We start from the raw sequence: 19,482 nt of genomic DNA on the forward strand, positions 1-19,482 counted from the left end.
TCAACTTACTTTTCCCTGGCGAAGTTCGCGTTGACACGCTGGTAGAGGTAGTCCTCGGCGGTGATGTCGGGGTACTTGCCCGCCGGTCCGGAGATGACGACGTCGCGGTTGGCCTGGGCGAAGAACGCGAGGCTGTAGCGGGCGCCGTGGTCGCCGTCCGGTCCGGGATTCTTGACGCGGTGGAAGTTGGACGGCAACCGGTCGTCGCTCCACCGCATCAGCATGTCGCCGATGTTGCAGGTGATCGCGTCCCCGGACGGCTCGATGGGCGTCCACTCCTGGCTGTCCATCTCCTTGCCCGGCAGCACCTGCAGACCGCCCTGGCCTTCTTGCTGGAACAGGAGGGTGAGGCAGTCGAAGTCGGTGTGGGCGCCGGCGCGCCACAGGCCGAGGTCGCTCCGAAGGTGCTCCGGGATGGCGAAGTAGTGCAGCATCCGCAGGGTGCTCTGGTAGCTGTCCACCGACGGGTCGTGGGCCTCGGCGAAGAAGCCGCGCTCGAACCCGAGCTTGTCGGCAAAGCACGACAGCAGTCGCATCGCCACGTCCCAGCACTGCGCCTCGAATCCGAGCATCGTGTCGCGGAAACCGGCCAGCTCCTCCTCGGTGGGCCACAGGTCGCCCATGTGCGGCCGGGTGATCTGGTACGACTCCTTCTCGTCCGGGACGCCGATGGACGGGCGCACCTGGGTTTTGCTCTCCCACCCGGAGTTGAAGCCCTTCTTCAGCGGGTACTGCGCCTTCACGGCCGAATCGAGGGCGAAGAACTGCTCGGACATCGCGAACGCCCTGCGCACGTCGGCGAGGTCGATGCCGTGGTTGTAGACCTGGAAGAAGCCGACGTCGACCGCCGCGTTCCACAGCTGTTCGGTGATGTCGGAGCGTCGAGCATCGAAGTCCGAGAGGTCGATTCGGCGGATCTCGCGATCGGTAGTCTCCGTCCCGAGCCCACCCATGCGGGATTCCTTGGCGAGTTCGTTCAGCGCGTGGCTGCCGGTCATCGTGTCTCTCCATCCTCGATTACATGCAATCTTCCGTGTTTGACCCACTATTGCTCGTAAACGTGACGAGTGACGACTTCGATGTGACGTGCGCGTTAAATGCATGAGCGGCACACAAGTAGAGTCGACGGGCGGGACAGTTCGGAAGCAATTACATGCAATCGATACTTCACGTCCCCGCCGGGGCGTGCACCGTAGACTGGCCGGTGGCCTCGATACGCCAACAGTCGGAACGGACGGACACATGGTGGATCCGAACAGAGTCGGCGAACCTGCCCGGCAGGAGTTCGCGCAGCAGTGGGGCGGCTCCGGCAGCGTCGTCGACATCGACGGTCCCGTCCACTGGGTCGAATACGGTGCCGACACCGGATCCCTTCCGGTGGTCATGGTTCACGGCCTCGGCGGCTCGCATCTCAACTGGGTCCGGATCGCACCGGTCCTCGCGGAGCGCACCCGGGTGCTCACCGTGGATCTCCCCGGATTCGGGCTCAGTCCGTCCGGGCATCGCCGGACGGGGGTCGGCGCCAACGCCGAGGTGCTGCATCGCTTCCTCCGTGACGTCGTCGGCGGTCCCGTGATCCTGATGGGCAACTCGATGGGCGGCATGATCTCGCTGTTCGAGGCGGCGGCGCACCCCGAGACGGTTTCGGCGCTGGTTCTCGTCGACCCCGCACTCCCTGTCGCGCAACGGATCCCGGACCCCCGGATCGCCGCGCAGTTCGCGATGTACTTCACGCCGTTCGTGGGGGAGCGGTTCCTGCAGTACTCGAGCAGGAAGTTGACGGACCGGCAGTTGGTCGAGCGGATGATCGACCTGTGCTTCGCCGAGCCGAGCCGGGCGTCGGAAGATTCCCTCGACGCCGCAGCGGCTCTCACGGGATACCGGCGCGGGCTGCCGTCCGAGGATGCTGCGTTCCTTCAGGCCAGCCGGTCGCTGATGCGGGTCCTGGCTCGACCGCGCCGATACCTCGACACCATGCGGTCGATCGCACAACCCGTTCTCCTGCTTCACGGCGACCGCGACCGACTGGTTCCGGTCGCGGCGGCCCGCAAGGTGGCGACGGCAAACCCGCGGTGGGACAGCGTGATTCTCGCGAACGTGGGGCACACCCCGCAGCTCGAGGTTCCCGACACGATGCTCGACCACGTGCACACGTGGGTCGACCGGCACGGACTGATCGACGCCTAGGCTTCGGCCGACCCGCCGGACCCGGCGATCGACTGCGCCAGCGCGCGGAACAGGTGGGTGAGTTCGGGTCTCGTCGCCGTTCCGCTCCGGACGACCCCGCACACCGGGATGCGCAGCCGGTCGTGCGCCTCGCGCAGGAAGCTCAGCCCTCGGCGGGGAGTCGCGTCGGCCGTGTCGGCATACAGCACCGTCCACGACCGCGGGGTCGTGAGGACGTCGAGGGTGGCCGTGTGGTCGCTGGGGATCGACGGTCCGAGCATGACCCGCTGACCGACCTGCCGGAACGCGTCCTCGACGACGGTGTGGATCAGGATCTGACTGCTGCGTGGCGGGAGCAGCAGGGGGTACGGCGCCAGTTCGCTCAGGTCGACGGTCGAGACCCCCGCCAGTGGGTGTTTGCTCGACGTCACGATCACCAGGTCCTCGAGCCCGAATTCCACCGTTTCGAGCCCGGGCCGGTCGACGCCGCCGCGAATGAGCGCGAGATCGGCGTCCCCCGACGCGACCGCGGTCATCCGGTCGGTGAAGTCCTTGATGACGAATTCGATGTCGAGCTGCGGGAAGTCTTCGCGGACAGTGGATATCGCCTCGAGGCTCTGGGTTGCGAAGCTCATGCTCGCGCTGATGCGGAGCCGGTTGCGGGGATCGAGTCCCACCGACAGCGCGCGGGCCTCGAGGCCCATCATCTCGGCTGCGATGGGCATCAGCCGTTCGCCTGCCGCGGTCAGCCGCGTGGCGCGCGTCGACCGCTCCAGGAGGGTGGTGCCCAACTCGTGTTCGAGCTTCGCGATCTGGTGGCTGATCGCCGACTGGGAGATGAAGCAGCGTTGCGCCGCGCGCGAGAAACTGCCCTCCTCGCCGACCGCGAGGAAGTAGCGAAGCTGTCGGAACTCCATGACCTGAGGTTACGTCCTTCCGTGAAGACTTATGAGCAATCGAGATAACACAATTTCGATTTCCCCAGCTTACTGGCGATTAACAATGGTCGATCCCTAATGTGGAGCTCATACGCGGCGCTAAGTAGACGCCAGAAGCAGTAGGAGGTTTTCGGTGGATCGCACACAGGTCGTCATCGTGGGATCGGGATTCGGCGCCCTCGCGGCGGCGAAGAAGCTCGGCAAGGCTGGCACGCCGTTCGTGCTGATTTCCGAGACCACCGAGCATCTGTTCCAGCCCCTTCTGTACCAGGTCGCCACCGGTGTCATCTCGCCCGGCGAGATCGCCCCGTCCATCCGCGCGATCCTCGCCAAATACCCCAGCGGTGACGTCCGGCTCGGCCGCGTCGTCGACGTCGACCCGGACAAGAAGCAGGTCGTCTACGAGGCCGGCGGGGTGAGCCACACGATCGGTTACGACAGCCTGATCGCCGCGACGGGCGCCCGGCAGGCCTACTTCGGCCACGACGAGTTCGCCGAGGTCACGTACGCGCTCAAGACCGTCGCCGACGCCGACCGGCTGCGCCGCCAGATCGTCCGCTGCTTCGAGGAGGCGCACACCACCTCCGACCCGGAGCGTCGCCGCGACCTGCTGCACTTCATCGTGATCGGTGCCGGTCCGACCGGTGTCGAACTGGCAGGTCAGATCAAGGAACTGGCGGGCCGCTACTTCGAGAAGTCGCTCCGCGACATCACGTCCGAAGACGTCACCGTCACCCTCGTCGAGGGTGCGAACGAGACGCTGCCGGTCTTCGGCGGCAAGCTCAGCAAGTACACGCAGGACTCGCTGGAGAAGGCGGGTGTCGAGGTGGTGCTCGGCACGATGGTCACCGACATCGACGAACACGGTGCCACGCTGTCGTCGCCGAGCACCGGTTTCGAGAAGCGCCTCACGGCGGACACGATCATCTGGTCGGCCGGCATCCAGGCCAACGACTTCGCCGCCGTGCTGGCGGACCGGACCGGCTGTGAGACCGGCCGGGGCGGGCGCCTGCTGGTCGACGAGGACCTCACGGTGGGCCGCTACGACGACGTCTTCGCGATCGGCGACATGGCGTCGCTGAACAACCTGCCCGCCCAGTCGCCGTTCGCGATGCAGGGTGGACGGCACGTCGCGGCCATCATCACCGGGAAACGCGCCCTCGGAACGCCGTTCACGTACCGCGACAAGGGCAGCATGGCGATCATCAACCGGTTCCGTGCGATCACCCGCGTCGGCAAGGTCGAGCTGACCGGTGTACTCGCCTGGTTCCTGTGGCTCGCCGTGCACCTCGTCTACCTGGTCGGATTCCGCAACCGGTACGTCGCGGTGATGTCGTGGTGCGGTTCGTTCCTCGGACACCGCCGCCCGCACTTCCACTACGCCCAGGAGATCGAACCCGCCGAACTGACCGAGCAGCGAGAGGGTGCCGCGGCCTGACATCGGTCGATGACCGTCACCAGCGCTGGAGTACTCCTGTATCGCACCGACGATGCGGGAGTGCTGCAGTTGTGGCTCGTGCACATGGGCGGCCCGTTCTGGGCGCGCAAGGACGAGGCCGCGTGGTCGATCCCCAAGGGAGAATACGCCGAGGGCGAGGATCCCTACGCGGCCGCACTGCGCGAGTTCGAGGAAGAGATCGGCGCGCCGCCGCCGGCCGTCGAGTACGAGTTACTCGGCGAATTCCGGCAGCCCTCACGCAAGCTGATCACCGTCTACGCGGCGGAGGTGAGCGAGGATGTCACGTTCGTCGAGAGCAACACGTTCGAGCTGGAGTGGCCGCCGCGGTCGGGGAAGTTTCAGCAGTTCCCCGAGGTCGACGACGCCCGCTGGTTCTCGGCGAGCGTCGCCGAGACGAAGCTGGTCAAGGGGCAGCGTCCGATCATTAGAGCCTTGCGCCTTCGGCGCCCGTGAGTACTTATTAACGTCCCGCGGTTAATAAGTACTCACGGGCGCGGGAGCGCACGCCAGACGGCGGCGGGGGTCATCGGGATACGACGAAGCCGGGCGCCGGTGGCGTCCGCGATCGCGTTGGCCAGGGCGGGGGCGACCGGGTTGTATGGGGACTCGCTCATCGACTTGGCGCCGTGCGGGCCCAGCTCGTCGTAGGTGTCCGCGAAATAGACCTCGGTGTCCGGCACGTCCACGAGCTGCGGGATGTGGTAATTCCGGAGCTGCGGGTTGAGCACTGTCCCGGCGCCGTCGAGCAGGATCTCCTCGTACAGCGCGCTGCCGATCGCCTGCGCGACACCGCCCTCGACCTGCCCGCGGCACTGCTGCGGGTTGAGGACCGTGCCGGCATCCGCCGCCTGGATGGACTGCAGGATCCGGACCTCCCCGGTGACGGTGTCGACCGCCACCCGGAACGCGTGCACGTTGAACACCACCGAGCGGGGGGTGCCGTCGTGCCTGCCCTCGGCGCGGATCGGTCCCTCGGGCACCAGCTTGTCGAGTTCGACGACCCGCCCGGCGACCTCGACCGCGTCGGGTGTCAGCGCGCAGTGTGCGTCCTCGGCGGCACCCGCGACGCGGCGGGCCACCTCGAACAGCTGCTCCCGCAATCGGGTTCCCGCAAAGTGCACCGCCTTCCCCGCGACCACAGTGCCTGCCGAACCGAACGCGCCGGTGTCGTGCCCGGCGACGTCGGTGTCGGATTGCAGCACGGTGATCCGGTCGGCGGTGGTGCCCAGCGCGGACGCGGCGAGCTGGGCGTGCACGGTGGTGGTGCCGTTGCCGAACTCCGCGGTACCCACCCGAAGTTCGTACCGGCCGCCCTCGACGAGGGTGCAGGACACGTCCGCGAAGTGCCCCCGCGGCGGGATGGTCGCGATCATGGACGCCGCCATGCCCTCACCGACCCGCCACTGCGGGCCGTCCGGCGGGCGCACGTCGTTGCCGCGGCGCAGTGCGGCCTCCGCAAGGTCGAGGCACTGGTCGAGTCCGTAGCTGCCGTACGTGAGGTCGCCGTGCTCCACCTCGAAGTCGACGAAGTCGTCGCCTGGGACGACCACGTTGCGGCGGCGCAGTTCGAACGGATCGATGGACAGCTGCGTCGCCAGCTGATCGAGCGCGGATTCCACCGCGAAGATGATCTGGCCGAGCCCGTAGCCGCGGAACGCTCCGGACGGCAGGTTGTTGGTGTAGACGGCCTGTGCGTCCACCCGCTTGTTCGGCGACCGGTACAGCGCAACGGATTCGCTGCAGCCGTGGAACATCACGCCGACCGAGTGGTTGCCGTAGGCGCCGGCGTCCGAGAGCACGTCGACGGCGAGCGCGGTCAGCTTTCCGTCGCCGTCGGCGCCGACCTTCACCGCGACCCGCATGGGATGCCGGCACGGGGCGATCGTGAACTGGTCGGAGCGGGTGAACTCGTACTGCACCGGTCTGCCGGTGCGCAGAACCGCGAGGGCGACGAGGTCCTCGACCAGCATCTCCTGCTTCGCACCGAATCCGCCACCGACGCGGGCGGTGAACACCCGGACCTGCGAGCGGTCCAGCGAGAACAGGTGGGCGAGTTCGTCGCGGACGAGGAAGGGCACCTGGGTGCTGCTGCGGAGGGTGAGCCGCCCGTCGGAGTCGAGCCAGCCGACGGCCGAGTGGGTTTCGAGATGCGCGTGCTGCACGCGTTGCGTCTGCCACGTGCCCTCCACGACGGCACCCGTGTCCCGCGCCGCCGCGAGTCCGCCCGCGAGGTCGCCGACTTCGCCGTGGACCTCGGCCACCAGGTTCCGGGACGGGTCCGCGATCCGGGAATCGGCGCCCTTGTCACCGTGCAGCAGGGGGGCACCGGGGCGGCGTGCCAGGTCGGGATCGAAGACCGGTTCCAGCACTTCGTATTCCACGTCGATCAGTTCCACTGCGCGCCGGGCGATGTCGACGGAATCCGCGACGACGGCCGCGACGCGCTGCCCCCGGAACCGGAGGATCGTGTCGAACACGTAGGTGTCGTCGGGGTCGTCGGTGCGGAACTCGTGGCGGGCCGTGGAGAAGGCGACGTCGGGACTGTCGCGGTGGGTGAGCACCGCGTGGACGCCGGGCAGCCTCTCCGCGGCGGACGTGCCGAGTCGGGTGATGCGGGCGTGCGCGTGCGGGCTGCCGAGGATCTGGATGTGCGTCAGGCCCTCGACGGCCAGGTCGAGGGTGTAGGGTTCGGCGCCGCACACCACCCGGGTGGCGGCAGGCGCGCGAATGGAGCGGCCGAACGACTCACCGGCACTGTCCGATTCGGTGGTGCACACGGCACCGACGGCGTCGCGAATGGCGCGATAGCCGGTGCAGCGGCACAGATTCCCCTTCAGTGAGCGCGGGAGGTCGGCGCGTTGACCGGAGTCGAGCGCGGACGCGGTCACGACAATTCCGGGTGTGCAGAACCCGCACTGGAAGCCGGCCGCATCGACGAACTGCTGCTGCACGGGGTGGAGTCGATCGGGACTGCCGAGCCCGGCCGCGGTGGTCACCTCACGGTTCTCGGCGCGATGCGCCGGCACCACACACGAGTGCACCGGAGCGCCGTCGAGCAGCACGGAACAGGCGCCGCAATCGCCGGCGTCGCAACCCTTCTTGACCGCGAACCGCTGCTGCTCCCGCAGGAAGGTGCGCAGGCACTGACCGGGTCGTGGGTCGGCATCCACCGACTGCCCGTCGACCGTCAATTTCATTCCAGCTCCCTCCTGATCTCCTCGGCGAGGACTCCCGTGACGTGCCGACGCCAGTCCGCGGCGCCGTGCGCGTCGGTCAGGTAGTCGTCGGGGGAGATCCGTTCCGACAGAGACCCGCTCAACACGTCGGGGCCGGGAACGGCGGGGAAGCGGAGGACGAACGGGCGGACGGTCGACGCGGTGACGGTCAGCGCGAAACCGTCCGCGTCGGCACGCCCGGCCAGCAGGGCGCCGGACCGTCCGAGCGGCGAGTACGCGATCTTGCGCAGCGACGTGCGGCCCCGCAATGCGGTGGCGGGAAGGTGGATGCTGCGGATCAGGTCACCGGTTCCGAGCACCGTGCGACCGGCATCGGTGACGAATCGGTCGACCGGGACTCGGCGTTCACCCCCGTCGGCGGTCCAGACCAGGAGTTCGGCGTCGAGGGCGCAGCACAGCGTGATCATGGCCCCGGCCGGGAGCGCCAGCGCGAGGTTGCCGCCGACGGTCGCGGTGTGCCAGATCTTCCACGACGCGACGAGGGACTCGGCGCACGGCCGGAACAGGCTCGTCGCCGTCCACTCGGCGGGAAGCGGTGCGTTGCAGAGATTCTCGATGGTGCACGTCGCGGCGAGCTCGAGTCCGTCGTCGTGGACGGTGATCGCAGGCCAGTCGAGGGTGGTCAGGTCCACCAGCCGGGTGACCGTCGGCTGCGGTTCCGAGTACAGCCAGGTGCCGCCCGCCAGGAACGCCGCTCCGGGTTCCGGGGCGGGCAGGTCGTCACGGCTGCGTGGGGCCGAGAGTTCCGTCACGAACGACAGATCCATCGACTCACCCCGCCTTGCGCACCAGGGCCCGGTGGGCCTGCTCGACCTCCGCGGCGACGTTCTCCTCGTTCACGGTGATCACTCTCCCACGCTCGACAACCGCTCGCCCGTTCACCAGAAGTAACTCCAGCGGCGGTGTGACTCCGAGCACCAGCGCGGCCACCGGATCGGTGATGCCGGAATGTGCGAGGGTGTCGACCCGCCACAGTGCGAGGTCGGCCAGTTTGCCGGGCTCGAGGGAGCCCAGTTCGTCCTCCCTGCCCAGGACCCGGGCCCCGCCGCGCGTGGCGAGTTCGAGGGCGGTGCGCACCGTCATCTCGCCCGGGCCGCCGCGGGCCCGCGCGAACAGCACGGCGTGCCGGGCCTCCTCGAGCATGTTGCACGCCTCGTTGCTGGCGGCGCCGTCGACGCCGAGCCCCAGCGGAACCCCCGCCGCGTGGAGGTCCTTGGCGCGGGCGATCCCGGCGCCGAGGCGCGCATTGGACGTGGGGCAGTGGGCTGCGCCGGTGCCGGTGCCTGCCATCGCGGCGATCGCGACGTCGTCCAGGTGGACGGCATGCGCGTACCAGACGTCGGGGCCCACCCAGCCGAGTTGCTCCATGTACTGCACCGGGGTGCAGCCGAACCGCTCGTGGCAGAAGTCCTGCTCGTCAAGGGTTTCCGCGAGATGGGTGTGAAGCCGCACGCCAGCGGAACGGGCGAGGGCCGCGGCCTCGGTCAGGAGGTCGCCGGTGACGGAGAACGGGGAGCAGGGCGCCACCGCGATCCTCAGCATCGAGTCGGGAGCCGGGTCGTGCCAGCGGTCGATGACGTCCTGGGTGCCCTTCAGGACGTCCTCGAGACGCTCCACCACCGAATCCGGTGGCAGTCCGCCCTGACTGTGGCCGAGGTCCATCGACCCTCGGCTGGGGTGGAACCGGAGCCCGACGGTCTGCGCGGCCTCGACCTCGGCTCCGAAGACGTCGCCGCCGTCGCGCGGCACGACGTAGTGGTGGTCCGTCGTGGTCGTGCATCCGTGCTTCGCCAGCCAGGCGAGACCGCCGGTGGCCGCGGTCCGGACGGCGTCGGCGTCGATGCCCGCCCAGATCGGGTACAGGGTGGTCAGCCAGCCGAACAGGGTGTCGTCGGCGGCGAGCCCGCGGGTGATCCACTGGTACAGGTGATGGTGAGTGTTCACCAGCCCGGGGGTGAGCAGGCAACCCCGTCCGTCGACCACCCGAGCGCCGTCGATCACCGGCGCGGGACCGGCACCGACGTCGACGATGCGGTTGCCCCGCACGACGACGTAACCGTCCGGATACTCGGTGCCGGCCGTGTCGACGGTGGCGACGTGCGCACCGGAGACGACGACGGTGGCCGGGCCGGCGGACATCAGCTGAGCCAGCCTGCGTACGCCGACCACGCGGGTCCGGCGTCCGGGGCGTCGGACCGCTGCACCGTCGCCTGGATCAGGCCGTACGGGCGGTCGGCGGCGTGGAAGACCTCGTTGTCGTTCGCTACCCCGAAGCGGGCGAGGTCGTGGGCGAAGTGGTGCTTGTTGGGCGCGGACAGGCGCACTTCCGCGAGCACGGGGTAACGCTCGAGGATGGCCTTGCCGATCTCGTACAGCGTCTGCTGCAGGGCGAGCGAGTGGACGGTCGCGAACGTCGCGACGATCTGCTCCTTGATGCCGACGTAGACACCGTTCCAGTCGACGTCGGTGGTGACGAACCGCCATTGCACGACAAGCGAAGTCGCCATCACCCGGTCGTGGGTCTCCTCGAGGATCGTGTACTCGTCCTTCAGGAATCCGAAGAACTCACTGCCCGTGGACTTGAGGATCACCAGATCCTTCAGCCCGCCGACGACCCACGTGCCGTCGGCGTCGACGGTGATCGCCGCGGTGCGCACCTCCTCACCCTTGCGCACCCAGGTGTGGTCGTGCTCCGCTCCGTCGACCACCGCGCGCTGCCAGGCGTACTCCTCGATCTCGATGCGGGCGCCCTCGACCGGGGCCACGTCGTCCACGAAATGTCGTGCCAGCGTCAGCCCGTACTCCTCGATGGAGTCGAGGCCCTTCTCCTTCGCGTAGGAGTACGCCGTCTGCTTCTGGGTGTCGGTGGGCAGCACCGAACTCTGGTCGCCGGCGAGATGCGCCGCCGAGAAATCGCCGCGCAGGCAGGTCGACACGCTCACGTCCCGGATCTCGTGCCGGGGGGTGTCGCGGTAGATCCGCACGATGCGGTTCTCGGCTTTGCCGTACTGGTTGTCGCCCAGGACGATGGCGCCGGTGAGGTCGGTCATTCTTCAGCTCCCGCGGTAGGTGGAATAGGCGAAGGGGGACAACAGCAACGGGACGTGGTAACCGCGCTGCGGGTCGTCGAGGACGAACGTGACGCACACCTCCGGGTAGAACGTCTCCTGGCCGCGGGCGGCGAAGTACTCGCCGGTGTCGAAGGCCAGCGAATAGGTGGCCGCGATGAGACCCTCCGGCGCGATTTCGGCGATGCGGCCGTCCGAATCCGTCGCCGCGCTCGCGATGACGTCGCCTTCAGGTGACAGCAGGCGGACGTGCATCCCGGCCGCGGGTGTGCCGTCGGTGGCGTCGAGCACGTGGGTGCTGAGGATCTTGGACATCAGTGTGCCGTGTCTCCGATCTCGCCGAGAAGGCGTTCGAGGCGTATCCGGTTGATGGCGGCCAGTTCGGTTCGCAGGATCTTGCGCTCCGTGGCGCCGTCGTTGCCGAGGCGGTCGCGCAGCACGTCCAGCAGTTCGTGCGCCGACCGACCGGACGCGCACACCAGGTAGACGTGCCCGAACTTCTGCTCGTACTCCTCGTTACCGGCCCGCAGGCGCGCGCGGACGTCGTCGTCGGCGGCGGCGACCGCCGACTGTTCGCGAGCGGACGACGGGTTGTCCGCCCGGTCGCCGATCCTCGGGTGGCCGGCCAGGGCCGCGTCGATCTCGGACTCCGTCAGGTCGCCGAGCACGTTCTCGGCGGCGGTGTACAGCGCGTCGGCGGACGGAAACGGACGGCCGGCGGCCATCCGCTGCGCCCACACCGTCGACGAGCAGCACTGCACGAGCAGATCGACGGCCCGTGCGTCGCTCAGTGCGTTGAACGAAATCAGGCCGGGCGGTTCGGTCATGAGGGCTCCTCGCTCGTGCGCCTTTTCGGTACCTCTGGCTACCACTATGGCGCACCGGTGGCGGTCAATTCGGCGATAAGCCCTGCTTCGTCGACCCTGGTGCTGTGTCCGTCCCGGATCAGCACTTCGCCGTCGACCAGCACGGTGTCGACGATCTGCCGGCTCCCGGTGGTCAACAGCGTCGCGCCCGGGTCGCGGACCGGCAGGCAACCGAAGTCGCGCTCGAAGCGGATCAGGGTCAGGTCGGCTGCGCCGCCGACGGCCACACCGTTCGGGCGGGACGCGAAACCGGCATTCTCGTTCGCGCCGTTCGTCGCGAGGTCCATCATGGCGTCGAATCCGAACAGGTCGGCCGTCTTGCGATGCGCCCGCTGCACGTAGGCGCCCATGCGCAGCGTTTCGAGCATGTCCTGGGTGTCGTTGCTGGCGGCGCCGTCGACGCCGAGCCCGACCGCGATGCCTGCCTCGAGCATCTCCGGGACGGGGGCGACGCCGCTGCCGAGACGCATGTTGCTCATCGGGTTGTACGAGACGGCCACACCGCGGCGGGCCAGCACCGCGCGCCCGTGGGCGTCGAGTTCGCAGCAGTGCACGGCGAGCAACCGGTCCCACAGGAACCCGTTCGTGTCGAGGTAGTCGACCGCGCCCGCGCCGCCGTGTTCGCGGCACATCACGTCGTCGGTGGGGGTCTCCAGTAGGTGGATCGACACGGTCATGTCGCGTTCGCCCGCGAACTGCCGCACTGCCGCCATCCCCTCCGGCGTCAGCGACCGGGGGTTGGGGACGGCCAGACCGACCGTGACGCGTGTGCCGTCGGCCTGCTTGACCAGCTGGTCGGTGTGCTCGAGCACGCCGGGCAGCGGCTGCAGGAGGCGCGGGTCGACGCCCCATTTGCGCGTTGTGTCCGCGCGGTCCGCCACTCCGCGGCCGAGGAGCGCCCGCACGCCGGTGTCTTCCAGGGCACGCAGCACCGCGTCGTGCACGTCCGGAGACGGATGCGGCCACATGTGCTCGACCAGCGCCGTGGTTCCGCTGCGCAGGGCGTCGAGGCTCGCGGCGACCGCGGCCAGGTAGGCCCGCTCCGGGGTGATGACCGCGGATTCCTCACCCACGGTCAGCAGCCAGCTGAGCAGCGGCTGTCCCTCGCCGATGCCGCGCATCAACGACTGCTGCAGGTGGGTGTGGGTGTTGACGAATCCGGGGATCAGATATGCCCCCGCACCGTCGACCGCTGTGGCCCCCGACGGTGCCGGAGCGGTCGGGCGGATCTCGGTGATCAGACCGTCGGCGATCAGGACGTCGCGGTGCGGCAGCCAGCTGCCGTTCGAGTAGACGGTGACATCGGAAATCAGATCGGCATGCATCCGCATCCTCCATGGGTTCTCGGGAGTGCGGCTGGTTCGCGCCCGCCGGACACGGGTTCGCACATTGCTCGTTTCAGCCATGGGCAATGTGCTCCGAAATATAGCGGGATCGTGTTTCCATCAGATTTCCTGTGCAGAAACAGGTCTCGCGACAACCGAGGAGCAGAAGTCGACGAGTGCCGTGACCAGGGCCTTGCGCGCCGACAGTTGCGGGGCGTGATCGCTGTCCAGCGTCACCACCCGCGCGCCCGGCACCCGGGCCTGCATCGCACGCTGCGTCACGAGCGGCACCGAACGGTCGAGCGTCGCCTCCACGTACAGGCGGGGGACGGTGCCGAACCGCTCCGGCGTCCACGTCGGGGCCATCAGCCGCGCAGTTTCCAGCTGCGGTCGCAGCTTTCGCGCCGCTGCGATCGCGTCACCTGCCGTGGACTCGTGGAAGAACACCGCGGCCGCGGCCTCCGGGGGCACGACGGTCCCGGACCCGTCGGGGGTGGACTGCAGCCAGGCCGAGATCCCGACCGGTTCCGGCAGGCGCAGGTCTGCGCAGAGGTCGCCGAAGTTGCTTCCCGAGGGCAGCATCATTCCGGCGACATACACCACACCCGCGATCCGGTGCGGAATGCGTTCGGCCACCTGGGTGGCCACGATGCCGCCTCCGGAGTGTCCGACCACGAACACGGGCCCGCCCAGCGAAACGATGTGCGCCACGACGACATCCGCCACGTCGTCCAGATCGGTTCGCGCACCGTCCGCCCAGCTTCCCACGCCGGGAAGGTCGAGCGGATGAGGCTCGTACCCGCTGGCGCGCAACGGCTCCAGAAGTGTGTCCCACACCCAGCTGCCCGCCCACGCGCCGTGAACCAATACGACGTGCCCACGGGTCACCGGGCGGCCGCCCGGCCCGCCGCGGCGAGGACCCGCTCGGCCTCGCGCCCCGCGGCCGTGTTCTTCTTGCCGTGACGCGAACCCGCCAGCTTCGCCTTGATGTGCTCACGGACCGTCACCGGTGCGTATCCGTCGTCGGAGTTCGCGCACAGTCCCGGCAGGGTCGCGATCACCGCGTCGACGTTGCCGTCGTGGAAGAACGCCGCCGATCGCCGGCGCTTGATCGTTCCGTCGACGACGGGCGGAGTCACCCGGTGCAGCGTCGACATCCACCGGTCGTTCGTGAGCCGGGCGGTGAGATCGCCCAGGTTGACGAGCAGCGCGCCCTCCGCGGGGCTCACATCGTGCCAGCGCTCGTCGCGTCCGAGCACCTGCAGGCCTGCCACGCGATCGGCCCACAGCACGGTGACGAGTCCGAAGTCGGTGTGCTCACCCATACCGGTCAGCTCGCCGTCCAGGGTGACGCTGCCCTCCGGCAGCGCGTAGTCGTTCATGCGGAGGACGTCGATGGAATGGTCGGTCAGGGCGGTGAAGAAGCCCGGATCGAGCTCGAGGGCGTCGGCGAAGATCCGCGTCAGGGTGCGGGCGACGCGCTCGCCGTGCGCGTAGTAGGCCTGCACGGAGTGCGTGAAGGAGGGCACCTCGGGCCACACGTTCAGTCCGTAGTCGTCCTCGGACAGGTCCAGGTCCGGGAACGACCGGGCCTCCGTTCCGACGTTGTAGGCCTCGAAGAAGTCGTTCATCCGGGTGGCCGATTCGACGCCCAGGCTCAGGCTGAGTGATTCGCTCTTCGGCGGACTGTACCCGCGGTTGGCGCCCTCCACGCGATACGTCTTCTTCGTCTCCAGGGGCAGCGCGAAGAAGTCGTCGACGGCGCCGGCGAGTCCCTCGACCACCGGTTCGGGGATGCCGTGACCGAGGATCTGGATGAATCCGACGGTGGCGCAGGCCGAGTCGATCTCGCGCGCCACCCGGGCGCGTTCCGTGTCGGACCCGCCGGTCACGTACGGGGAGATGTCGATGACGGGGACGTCGAACGGCTCAGGCACGGGCGGCAACATGCGGCTCCTCGGAGGTCGGGGGAACGGGGTCGGCTGCGATGACGGGTGCGGAGGCGGCGCGGGCGGCAGCGCCGATCCGAGTGTGGTTGAACAGCAGGTTCAAGGAGAACGCGGAGATGGCGGCGAGTGTGATGCCGCTGCCGAGCAGGATCTGGGCGGACGAGTTGAAGTGCTCGAACATGCCCTCGGCGAACTCGGGGAGCAGGCCGATGCCCACCGACACCGCGACGATGGTGGTGTTGATCCGGTCGCTGAGATCCACCTTGCGGAGCGTGTTCATCCCCACCACCGCGACCGTCGAGAACAGGATGATGCCGACCCCGCCGACGACCGGCGCGGGCAGAGCGGCGACGACGGTGCCCATCTTCGGGATCAGTCCGAGGACGATCAGGATCGCACCGCTGGTGGCCGTCACGTACCGGCTGTGGACGCGGGTGGTGGCGACGGCTCCGACGTTCTGCGTGAAGATCGTGTCGACGAACGCATTGAAGATGCCGCCGAGTACGCCGGACAGCGCATCGCCGACGAGGCCACGGGCCACGTCGCCCTTGGTGAGGGGCTTTCCGGTGATCTCGCCGAGCGCAAGCATGCTCGCCGTCGACTCCGCGAACACCACTGCCATCACGATGCTCATGGCCACCACCGCCGTGATCGGGAACTCCGGCGCCCCGAAGTGGAACGGAGCGGTGATGCCGAACCAGGGGCTGCCGGAGACGCCGCCCAGGTCGATCAAGCCCATCGGAATCGCGACGAGCGTGCCGATCACGAGGGCGAGGAGCACGCCGAGCTGGGTCCAGATCCCGCGGCCGAGGCAGAGGAAGGCGATCGCGACGAGCACGACGACACCGGCGAGCATGATGTTGCCGGGATCCGCGAAACCGTCTGCCGTCGGATCGTTTCCGACGATGAGGCCGGCGGCGACGCCGATCAGGGAGATGCCGACGACGGTGAGGACGACCCCGGTGACCAGCGGTGGGAAGAACCGGATCAGCCGCGCGAAGGGTACGGCGAGGGCGAGTCCGACGAGGCCGCCTGCGAGCATCGAACCGTACACCGCCTGCAGCCCGTACTCCTTGGCGATGAGGATCATCGGAGTCAGCCCGGCGAACGTGGCGCCGCAGACGATCGGCAGCCGTGCGCCGGCCAGCTTGCCCACCCCGAGGCTCTGGATGATCGTGATGATGCCGGCGATCAGAAGGTCGGCGCTGATCAGCAACGCGACGGTGGACTTGTCGAGTCCTACTGCGGCACCGAAGACCAGCGGGACGGTGATGCAGCCGGTGTACATGATGAGCACGTGCTGCAGACCGAAGGCCGCTTGCCGCACCAAGGGCAGGCGCTGGTCGACTGCGTGGAAGGACATGGGTCGATCTCCGTCCGAGTGAAGGGAGCGTTCGAGTTCACGTTCTATTGAGCACGTCAATCTTTACTAAGCAGGGTCAATTTCGTTTCGTCCGTGTTATCAGTCGCGGTTTCCGCGAAACACGGTGCTAGCGTTCGCTTCATGGACGAGGATCAACGCACGCTGGCCGTCGCTATCGGCACGGCGATCAGGTCGGCCCGGCGTGATGCGGGACTGACCCTGCGCGACGTGGCGGCCGAAACGGGACTGTCGCAGCCGTTCCTGAGTCAGGCGGAGAACGGCCACTCGGTGCCGAGCGTCATGAATCTGCACCGGGTGGCCCAGGTGCTGGGAACCACGGCGCACGCCCTGCTCGAACAGGGCGCGCGCACGCCGACGAGTCTGGTGCGCAGCCGGGAGGGCAGGCGCTTCGCGCTGTCGGACGGCGCCGTGCTGCGGTTCTGCTCCACGGGCGTGCGCGCGATGGAACCGAACGAGGTGACGGCGCAACCGGGTTCGCAGGCCGGCGAACACACCGAACACGCCGGCGAGGAGTTCATCTACGTCATCGACGGCAGCATCCGCGTGGAGGTCGGCGTCGAGGAGAGTTACGTGCTCGACCGGGGAGACACGCTGTACTACCCGGCCACCGTGCCGCACCGGTGGTTCAACGACGCCGGGGAACCGGCACGGTTCCTCATCACGAGCACCCCGCCGTCCTTCTGACCGTCAGCGGCCGAAACCCTCGAGCAGTCCGGTGTACTTCTTGGGCAGGGGCGCCGCGAATTCTCCGCGCGCACCGGTCCGGAGACCGAGCGTCACGAGGGACTGCACCATGAGGGTGGCCGCCGCCACGCCGTCGACCACGGGCACCCCGAGTTCCGCCGAGATGACGGCACACAGGTCGGCCATGCCCGCGCAGCCCAGCACGATCGCGTCCGAACCGTCCTCGTCGAGGGCGGCCCGGCACGCCTCGGTGATCACCTTCACCGCATCCGGGTCGCGGTCGAGGTCGAGGACGGCGATCTCGCACGCGTGCACCCCGAGGCAGAAGCGTTGCATGCCATACCGTTCGGCCAGTTCCCACGCTCGGCCCCGGGTGCGCCCCAGCGTCGTGACGACGCTGAACCCGCGGCCGAGGAAGCTCGCGGTGTGCATGGCCGCCTCCGCGATTCCGAGTACGGGACCGGACGCCAGTTCGCGGGCCGCGTCGAGGCCCGGGTCGCCGAAACAGGCGATCACGTAACCGTCCACCCCCGCCTCCTCGCCGCGGGCGATCTCCTCGAGAAGCCCGGGGACGCTGAGTGCTTCGTCGTAGTGACTCTCGATCGACGCGGGACCCATCTTCGGGCTCACCGCCTCGACGAGCGTCCCGGGGCCCGCGACGGAGCGGGCGCAGTCGCCGATCTTGTCGGTCATCGACTGTGTGGTGTTGGGATTGACGATCTTGATGAGCACGATGTTTCGAACCTACGCTTCGATCGGGGTCGCGCGATGCGCACGACGGGCGCCGGCGGACAACAGGAGATAGCAGGTGAATCCGACGCCCATGCCCAGGAACCACGAGTACTGGGCAGCGCCCGCCATGCCCCATACGTCGAGTCCGAACGGCTGAGCCTTGAGGATCACGGGAATCATCGCGACCAGGGCGCCGACGACGGTGGAGGTGATCGCCGCCGGGTTGTAACCCTTCTTGTACCAGTATGTTCCGCCCTCGGACATGGTGAACATGTCGTCCAGGATCACTCGCTGCCTGCGCACCAGGTAGTAGTCCGCGATGAGGATTCCGAACAGCGGTCCGATGAACGCCCCCAGCGTCTCGAGCGTGTAGTGGATCACCTCGGGATTGTTGTACAGGTTCCACGGTGTGATCAGGACGGATCCGACGGCGGCGATCATCCCGCCCGTACGCCAGCTGATGCGCTGCGGGCTGACGTGCGAGAAGTCGAATGCCGGGGAGACGAAGTTGGCGACGATGTTGATACCGATGGTGGCGACGATGAAGGTGAGGAGGCCGAGGACGACGGCGAACAGGTTGTCCATCTGCGCGACCGTCTCGACGGGATCGGTGATCAGGCGGCCGTACACGGGCAGGGTCGCGGAGGCGGTGACGACGGTGAGGATCGAGAAGAACAGGAAATTCACCGGGAGGCCGAGGAAGTTGCCGCGTTTGACCGCGCCGAACGTCTTGCCGTACCGGGAGAAGTCGCCGAAATTGAGCATCGGGCCCGAGAAGTACGACACGACAAGTGCGATCGCGCCCAGCACCACGGGCACAGCAGACCAGCCGGTGTAGTTCACCTCGCCGAGGTTCAGGCTGATGTTCGACCATCCGGCCTCGCTGATCAGGTAGATCGCGAGCATCAGCATCACCACGTAGACCGCGGGGCCGCAGAAGTCGATGAACTTGCGGATGCTCTCCATGCCGCGCCAGAAGACCAGCGCCTGCAGCACCCACATCGTCATGAACCCGGCCCAGCCGAGCGCCGACAGTCCGAGGAACCCGTGCTCGTGCACGTCCGCCCAGGGCGCCAGACCCGGCCAGATCTTCAGGCCGAGGATCACGAACGCGTGCGACGCCAGGTACGTCTGGATTCCGTACCAGGCCACCGCGATGAGGCCGCGGATGATGGCCGGGACGTTGGCGCCGAGAACGCCGAAGGCGCTGCGGCACATGACCGGGTAGGGGACGCCGGTGACCTGGCTGGGTTTGGCCACCAGGTTCGCGAACACGTTGACGATCGCGATACCGACCACCAGGGCGACGAGAACCTGCCAGCTGGTCAGGCCGAGCGCGAACAGGCTGCCCGCGGTGACGTAGCCGCCGACGCTGTGCACGTCGGACATCCAGAACGCGAAGATGTTGTACGACGACCACGACTGCGTCTTCAGTGGCGCGAGATCGTCGTTGGTGAGTCTCGGGTGATAGCCGGGCTTGATCAGCCCGGCGCCGGCCAGGTGTGCACCGGGGACTGTTTCCCCCTCGTTGGAGGGCGCTGTCTGAGTCATCGTTTCGCTCCCTGGTGCAGTACGGACACGACTGCGTCGACGTAAGGGTGTCTCGGTGAAAAGCACACCACCGAAGTGCTGGGAGCAAAAGTAGTTTTCGGATATTTCCTGGTTGTGACGGCGA

Annotated in this window: 18 protein-coding genes; 4 read left to right on the top strand and 14 right to left on the bottom strand. The window is 68.2% G+C overall.

The features are described from left to right. Window positions 1–5: 5 nt before the first annotated feature. Window positions 6–998 carry an isopenicillin N synthase family dioxygenase gene (locus tag AZG88_RS41715; protein ID WP_005244854.1) on the bottom strand — a complete coding sequence of 331 codons (993 nt, stop codon included), beginning with the start codon at window positions 996–998 and terminating at the stop codon, window positions 6–8. Window positions 999–1,242: 244 nt separating this feature from the next. Here AZG88_RS41715 and AZG88_RS41720 point away from each other — a divergent pair, with 244 nt between their 5' ends. Next, window positions 1,243–2,187 carry an alpha/beta fold hydrolase gene (locus AZG88_RS41720; protein WP_025431769.1) on the top strand — a complete coding sequence of 315 codons (945 nt, stop codon included), beginning with the start codon at window positions 1,243–1,245 and terminating at the stop codon, window positions 2,185–2,187. On the opposite strand, the gene AZG88_RS41725 is transcribed toward AZG88_RS41720, so the two are convergent. Next, window positions 2,184–3,083: a LysR family transcriptional regulator gene (locus AZG88_RS41725; protein ID WP_005244852.1), complete on the bottom strand. Its 900-nt coding sequence runs from the start codon at window positions 3,081–3,083 to the stop codon at window positions 2,184–2,186. The two genes, AZG88_RS41720 and AZG88_RS41725, sit on opposite strands and share 4 nt — an antisense overlap. A gap of 154 nt (window positions 3,084–3,237) precedes the next feature. Between AZG88_RS41725 and AZG88_RS41730 the strand changes: the two genes are divergently transcribed. Next, the gene (locus tag AZG88_RS41730; RefSeq protein WP_005244851.1) at window positions 3,238–4,542 is read left to right on the top strand and encodes an NAD(P)/FAD-dependent oxidoreductase; all 1,305 of its coding nucleotides are present in this window, start codon (window positions 3,238–3,240) and stop codon (window positions 4,540–4,542) included. Window positions 4,543–4,551: 9 nt separating this feature from the next. Next, entirely contained in the window at window positions 4,552–5,016 is a 465-nt protein-coding gene (locus AZG88_RS41735) for an NUDIX domain-containing protein (RefSeq protein WP_061701034.1), read from the top strand. A gap of 32 nt (window positions 5,017–5,048) precedes the next feature. Here AZG88_RS41735 and AZG88_RS41740 read toward each other — a convergent pair whose 3' ends face one another. The 10 genes from AZG88_RS41740 to AZG88_RS41785 form a co-directional block, all read right to left on the bottom strand. After that, window positions 5,049–7,760 carry a molybdopterin-dependent oxidoreductase gene (locus AZG88_RS41740; RefSeq protein WP_061701035.1) on the bottom strand — a complete coding sequence of 904 codons (2,712 nt, stop codon included), beginning with the start codon at window positions 7,758–7,760 and terminating at the stop codon, window positions 5,049–5,051. Further along, window positions 7,757–8,566 carry an FAD binding domain-containing protein gene (locus tag AZG88_RS41745; RefSeq protein ID WP_005244848.1) on the bottom strand — a complete coding sequence of 270 codons (810 nt, stop codon included), beginning with the start codon at window positions 8,564–8,566 and terminating at the stop codon, window positions 7,757–7,759. Before AZG88_RS41745 ends, AZG88_RS41740 begins: the two co-directional genes overlap by 4 nt. A gap of 4 nt (window positions 8,567–8,570) precedes the next feature. Then, a complete protein-coding gene (locus AZG88_RS41750; RefSeq protein WP_061701049.1) occupies window positions 8,571–9,938 on the bottom strand; it encodes an 8-oxoguanine deaminase in 1,368 nt (455 codons plus the stop codon). Continuing rightward, a complete protein-coding gene (pucL, locus tag AZG88_RS41755; protein ID WP_061701036.1) occupies window positions 9,938–10,849 on the bottom strand; it encodes a factor-independent urate hydroxylase in 912 nt (303 codons plus the stop codon). The genes AZG88_RS41750 and pucL overlap by 1 nt, the downstream gene beginning before the upstream one ends. A gap of 3 nt (window positions 10,850–10,852) precedes the next feature. Next, entirely contained in the window at window positions 10,853–11,182 is a 330-nt protein-coding gene (gene uraH, locus AZG88_RS41760) for a hydroxyisourate hydrolase (RefSeq protein WP_005244845.1), read from the bottom strand. Continuing rightward, complete coding sequence (gene uraD, locus AZG88_RS41765; RefSeq protein WP_005244844.1) at window positions 11,182–11,694, bottom strand: 2-oxo-4-hydroxy-4-carboxy-5-ureidoimidazoline decarboxylase; 513 nt, start codon at window positions 11,692–11,694, stop codon at window positions 11,182–11,184. Before uraD ends, uraH begins: the two co-directional genes overlap by 1 nt. A gap of 44 nt (window positions 11,695–11,738) precedes the next feature. Then, window positions 11,739–13,058: an amidohydrolase family protein gene (locus tag AZG88_RS41770; protein WP_061701037.1), complete on the bottom strand. Its 1,320-nt coding sequence runs from the start codon at window positions 13,056–13,058 to the stop codon at window positions 11,739–11,741. Between the two features lie 120 nt (window positions 13,059–13,178). Beyond that, on the bottom strand, window positions 13,179–13,946 hold the full coding sequence (locus AZG88_RS41775; RefSeq protein ID WP_061701038.1) for an alpha/beta fold hydrolase: 768 nt from the start codon (window positions 13,944–13,946) through the stop codon (window positions 13,179–13,181). Next, window positions 13,943–15,007, bottom strand: a complete 1,065-nt coding sequence (locus AZG88_RS41780) for an isopenicillin N synthase family dioxygenase (protein WP_061701039.1) — start codon at window positions 15,005–15,007, stop codon at window positions 13,943–13,945. Before AZG88_RS41780 ends, AZG88_RS41775 begins: the two co-directional genes overlap by 4 nt. Continuing rightward, on the bottom strand, window positions 14,988–16,370 hold the full coding sequence (locus tag AZG88_RS41785) for a uracil-xanthine permease family protein (RefSeq protein ID WP_061043599.1): 1,383 nt from the start codon (window positions 16,368–16,370) through the stop codon (window positions 14,988–14,990). Before AZG88_RS41785 ends, AZG88_RS41780 begins: the two co-directional genes overlap by 20 nt. 141 nt (window positions 16,371–16,511) lie before the next feature. Between AZG88_RS41785 and AZG88_RS41790 the strand changes: the two genes are divergently transcribed. Beyond that, window positions 16,512–17,075 carry a helix-turn-helix domain-containing protein gene (locus AZG88_RS41790; protein WP_025431772.1) on the top strand — a complete coding sequence of 188 codons (564 nt, stop codon included), beginning with the start codon at window positions 16,512–16,514 and terminating at the stop codon, window positions 17,073–17,075. Between the two features lie 3 nt (window positions 17,076–17,078). Here the strand turns inward: AZG88_RS41790 and AZG88_RS41795 are convergent, their stop codons facing one another. Both AZG88_RS41795 and AZG88_RS41800 read right to left on the bottom strand, forming a co-directional pair. Beyond that, window positions 17,079–17,807: an aspartate/glutamate racemase family protein gene (locus AZG88_RS41795; RefSeq protein ID WP_005244838.1), complete on the bottom strand. Its 729-nt coding sequence runs from the start codon at window positions 17,805–17,807 to the stop codon at window positions 17,079–17,081. A 12-nt stretch (window positions 17,808–17,819) separates the two neighbouring features. Further along, window positions 17,820–19,358 (bottom strand): NCS1 family nucleobase:cation symporter-1, encoded by a 1,539-nt coding sequence (locus tag AZG88_RS41800; RefSeq protein WP_061701040.1) that lies wholly within the window; start codon window positions 19,356–19,358, stop codon window positions 17,820–17,822. Between the last annotated feature and the right edge of the window lie 124 nt (window positions 19,359–19,482).

Source organism: Rhodococcus sp. LB1 (assembly GCF_001583455.1).
In the GTDB taxonomy this organism is placed as follows: Bacteria; Actinomycetota; Actinomycetes; order Mycobacteriales; family Mycobacteriaceae; genus Rhodococcus_F; species Rhodococcus_F opacus.

Bases quoted from the DNA above. Each gene is read 5' to 3' on its own strand.
- AZG88_RS41715 (WP_005244854.1), bottom strand. From the start codon at position 998: ATGACCGGCAGCCACGCGCTGAACGAACTCGCCAAGGAATCCCGCATG.
- AZG88_RS41720 (WP_025431769.1), top strand. From the start codon at position 1,243: ATGGTGGATCCGAACAGAGTCGGCGAACCTGCCCGGCAGGAGTTCGCG.
- AZG88_RS41725 (WP_005244852.1), bottom strand. From the start codon at position 3,083: ATGGAGTTCCGACAGCTTCGCTACTTCCTCGCGGTCGGCGAGGAGGGC.
- AZG88_RS41735 (WP_061701034.1), top strand. From the start codon at position 4,552: ATGACCGTCACCAGCGCTGGAGTACTCCTGTATCGCACCGACGATGCG.
- AZG88_RS41740 (WP_061701035.1), bottom strand. From the start codon at position 7,760: ATGAAATTGACGGTCGACGGGCAGTCGGTGGATGCCGACCCACGACCC.
- AZG88_RS41745 (WP_005244848.1), bottom strand. From the start codon at position 8,566: ATGGATCTGTCGTTCGTGACGGAACTCTCGGCCCCACGCAGCCGTGAC.
- AZG88_RS41750 (WP_061701049.1), bottom strand. From the start codon at position 9,938: ATGTCCGCCGGCCCGGCCACCGTCGTCGTCTCCGGTGCGCACGTCGCC.
- pucL (WP_061701036.1), bottom strand. From the start codon at position 10,849: ATGACCGACCTCACCGGCGCCATCGTCCTGGGCGACAACCAGTACGGC.
- uraH (WP_005244845.1), bottom strand. From the start codon at position 11,182: ATGTCCAAGATCCTCAGCACCCACGTGCTCGACGCCACCGACGGCACA.
- uraD (WP_005244844.1), bottom strand. From the start codon at position 11,694: ATGACCGAACCGCCCGGCCTGATTTCGTTCAACGCACTGAGCGACGCA.
- AZG88_RS41770 (WP_061701037.1), bottom strand. From the start codon at position 13,058: ATGCATGCCGATCTGATTTCCGATGTCACCGTCTACTCGAACGGCAGC.
- AZG88_RS41780 (WP_061701039.1), bottom strand. From the start codon at position 15,007: ATGTTGCCGCCCGTGCCTGAGCCGTTCGACGTCCCCGTCATCGACATC.
- AZG88_RS41785 (WP_061043599.1), bottom strand. From the start codon at position 16,370: ATGTCCTTCCACGCAGTCGACCAGCGCCTGCCCTTGGTGCGGCAAGCG.
- AZG88_RS41790 (WP_025431772.1), top strand. From the start codon at position 16,512: ATGGACGAGGATCAACGCACGCTGGCCGTCGCTATCGGCACGGCGATC.
- AZG88_RS41800 (WP_061701040.1), bottom strand. From the start codon at position 19,358: ATGACTCAGACAGCGCCCTCCAACGAGGGGGAAACAGTCCCCGGTGCA.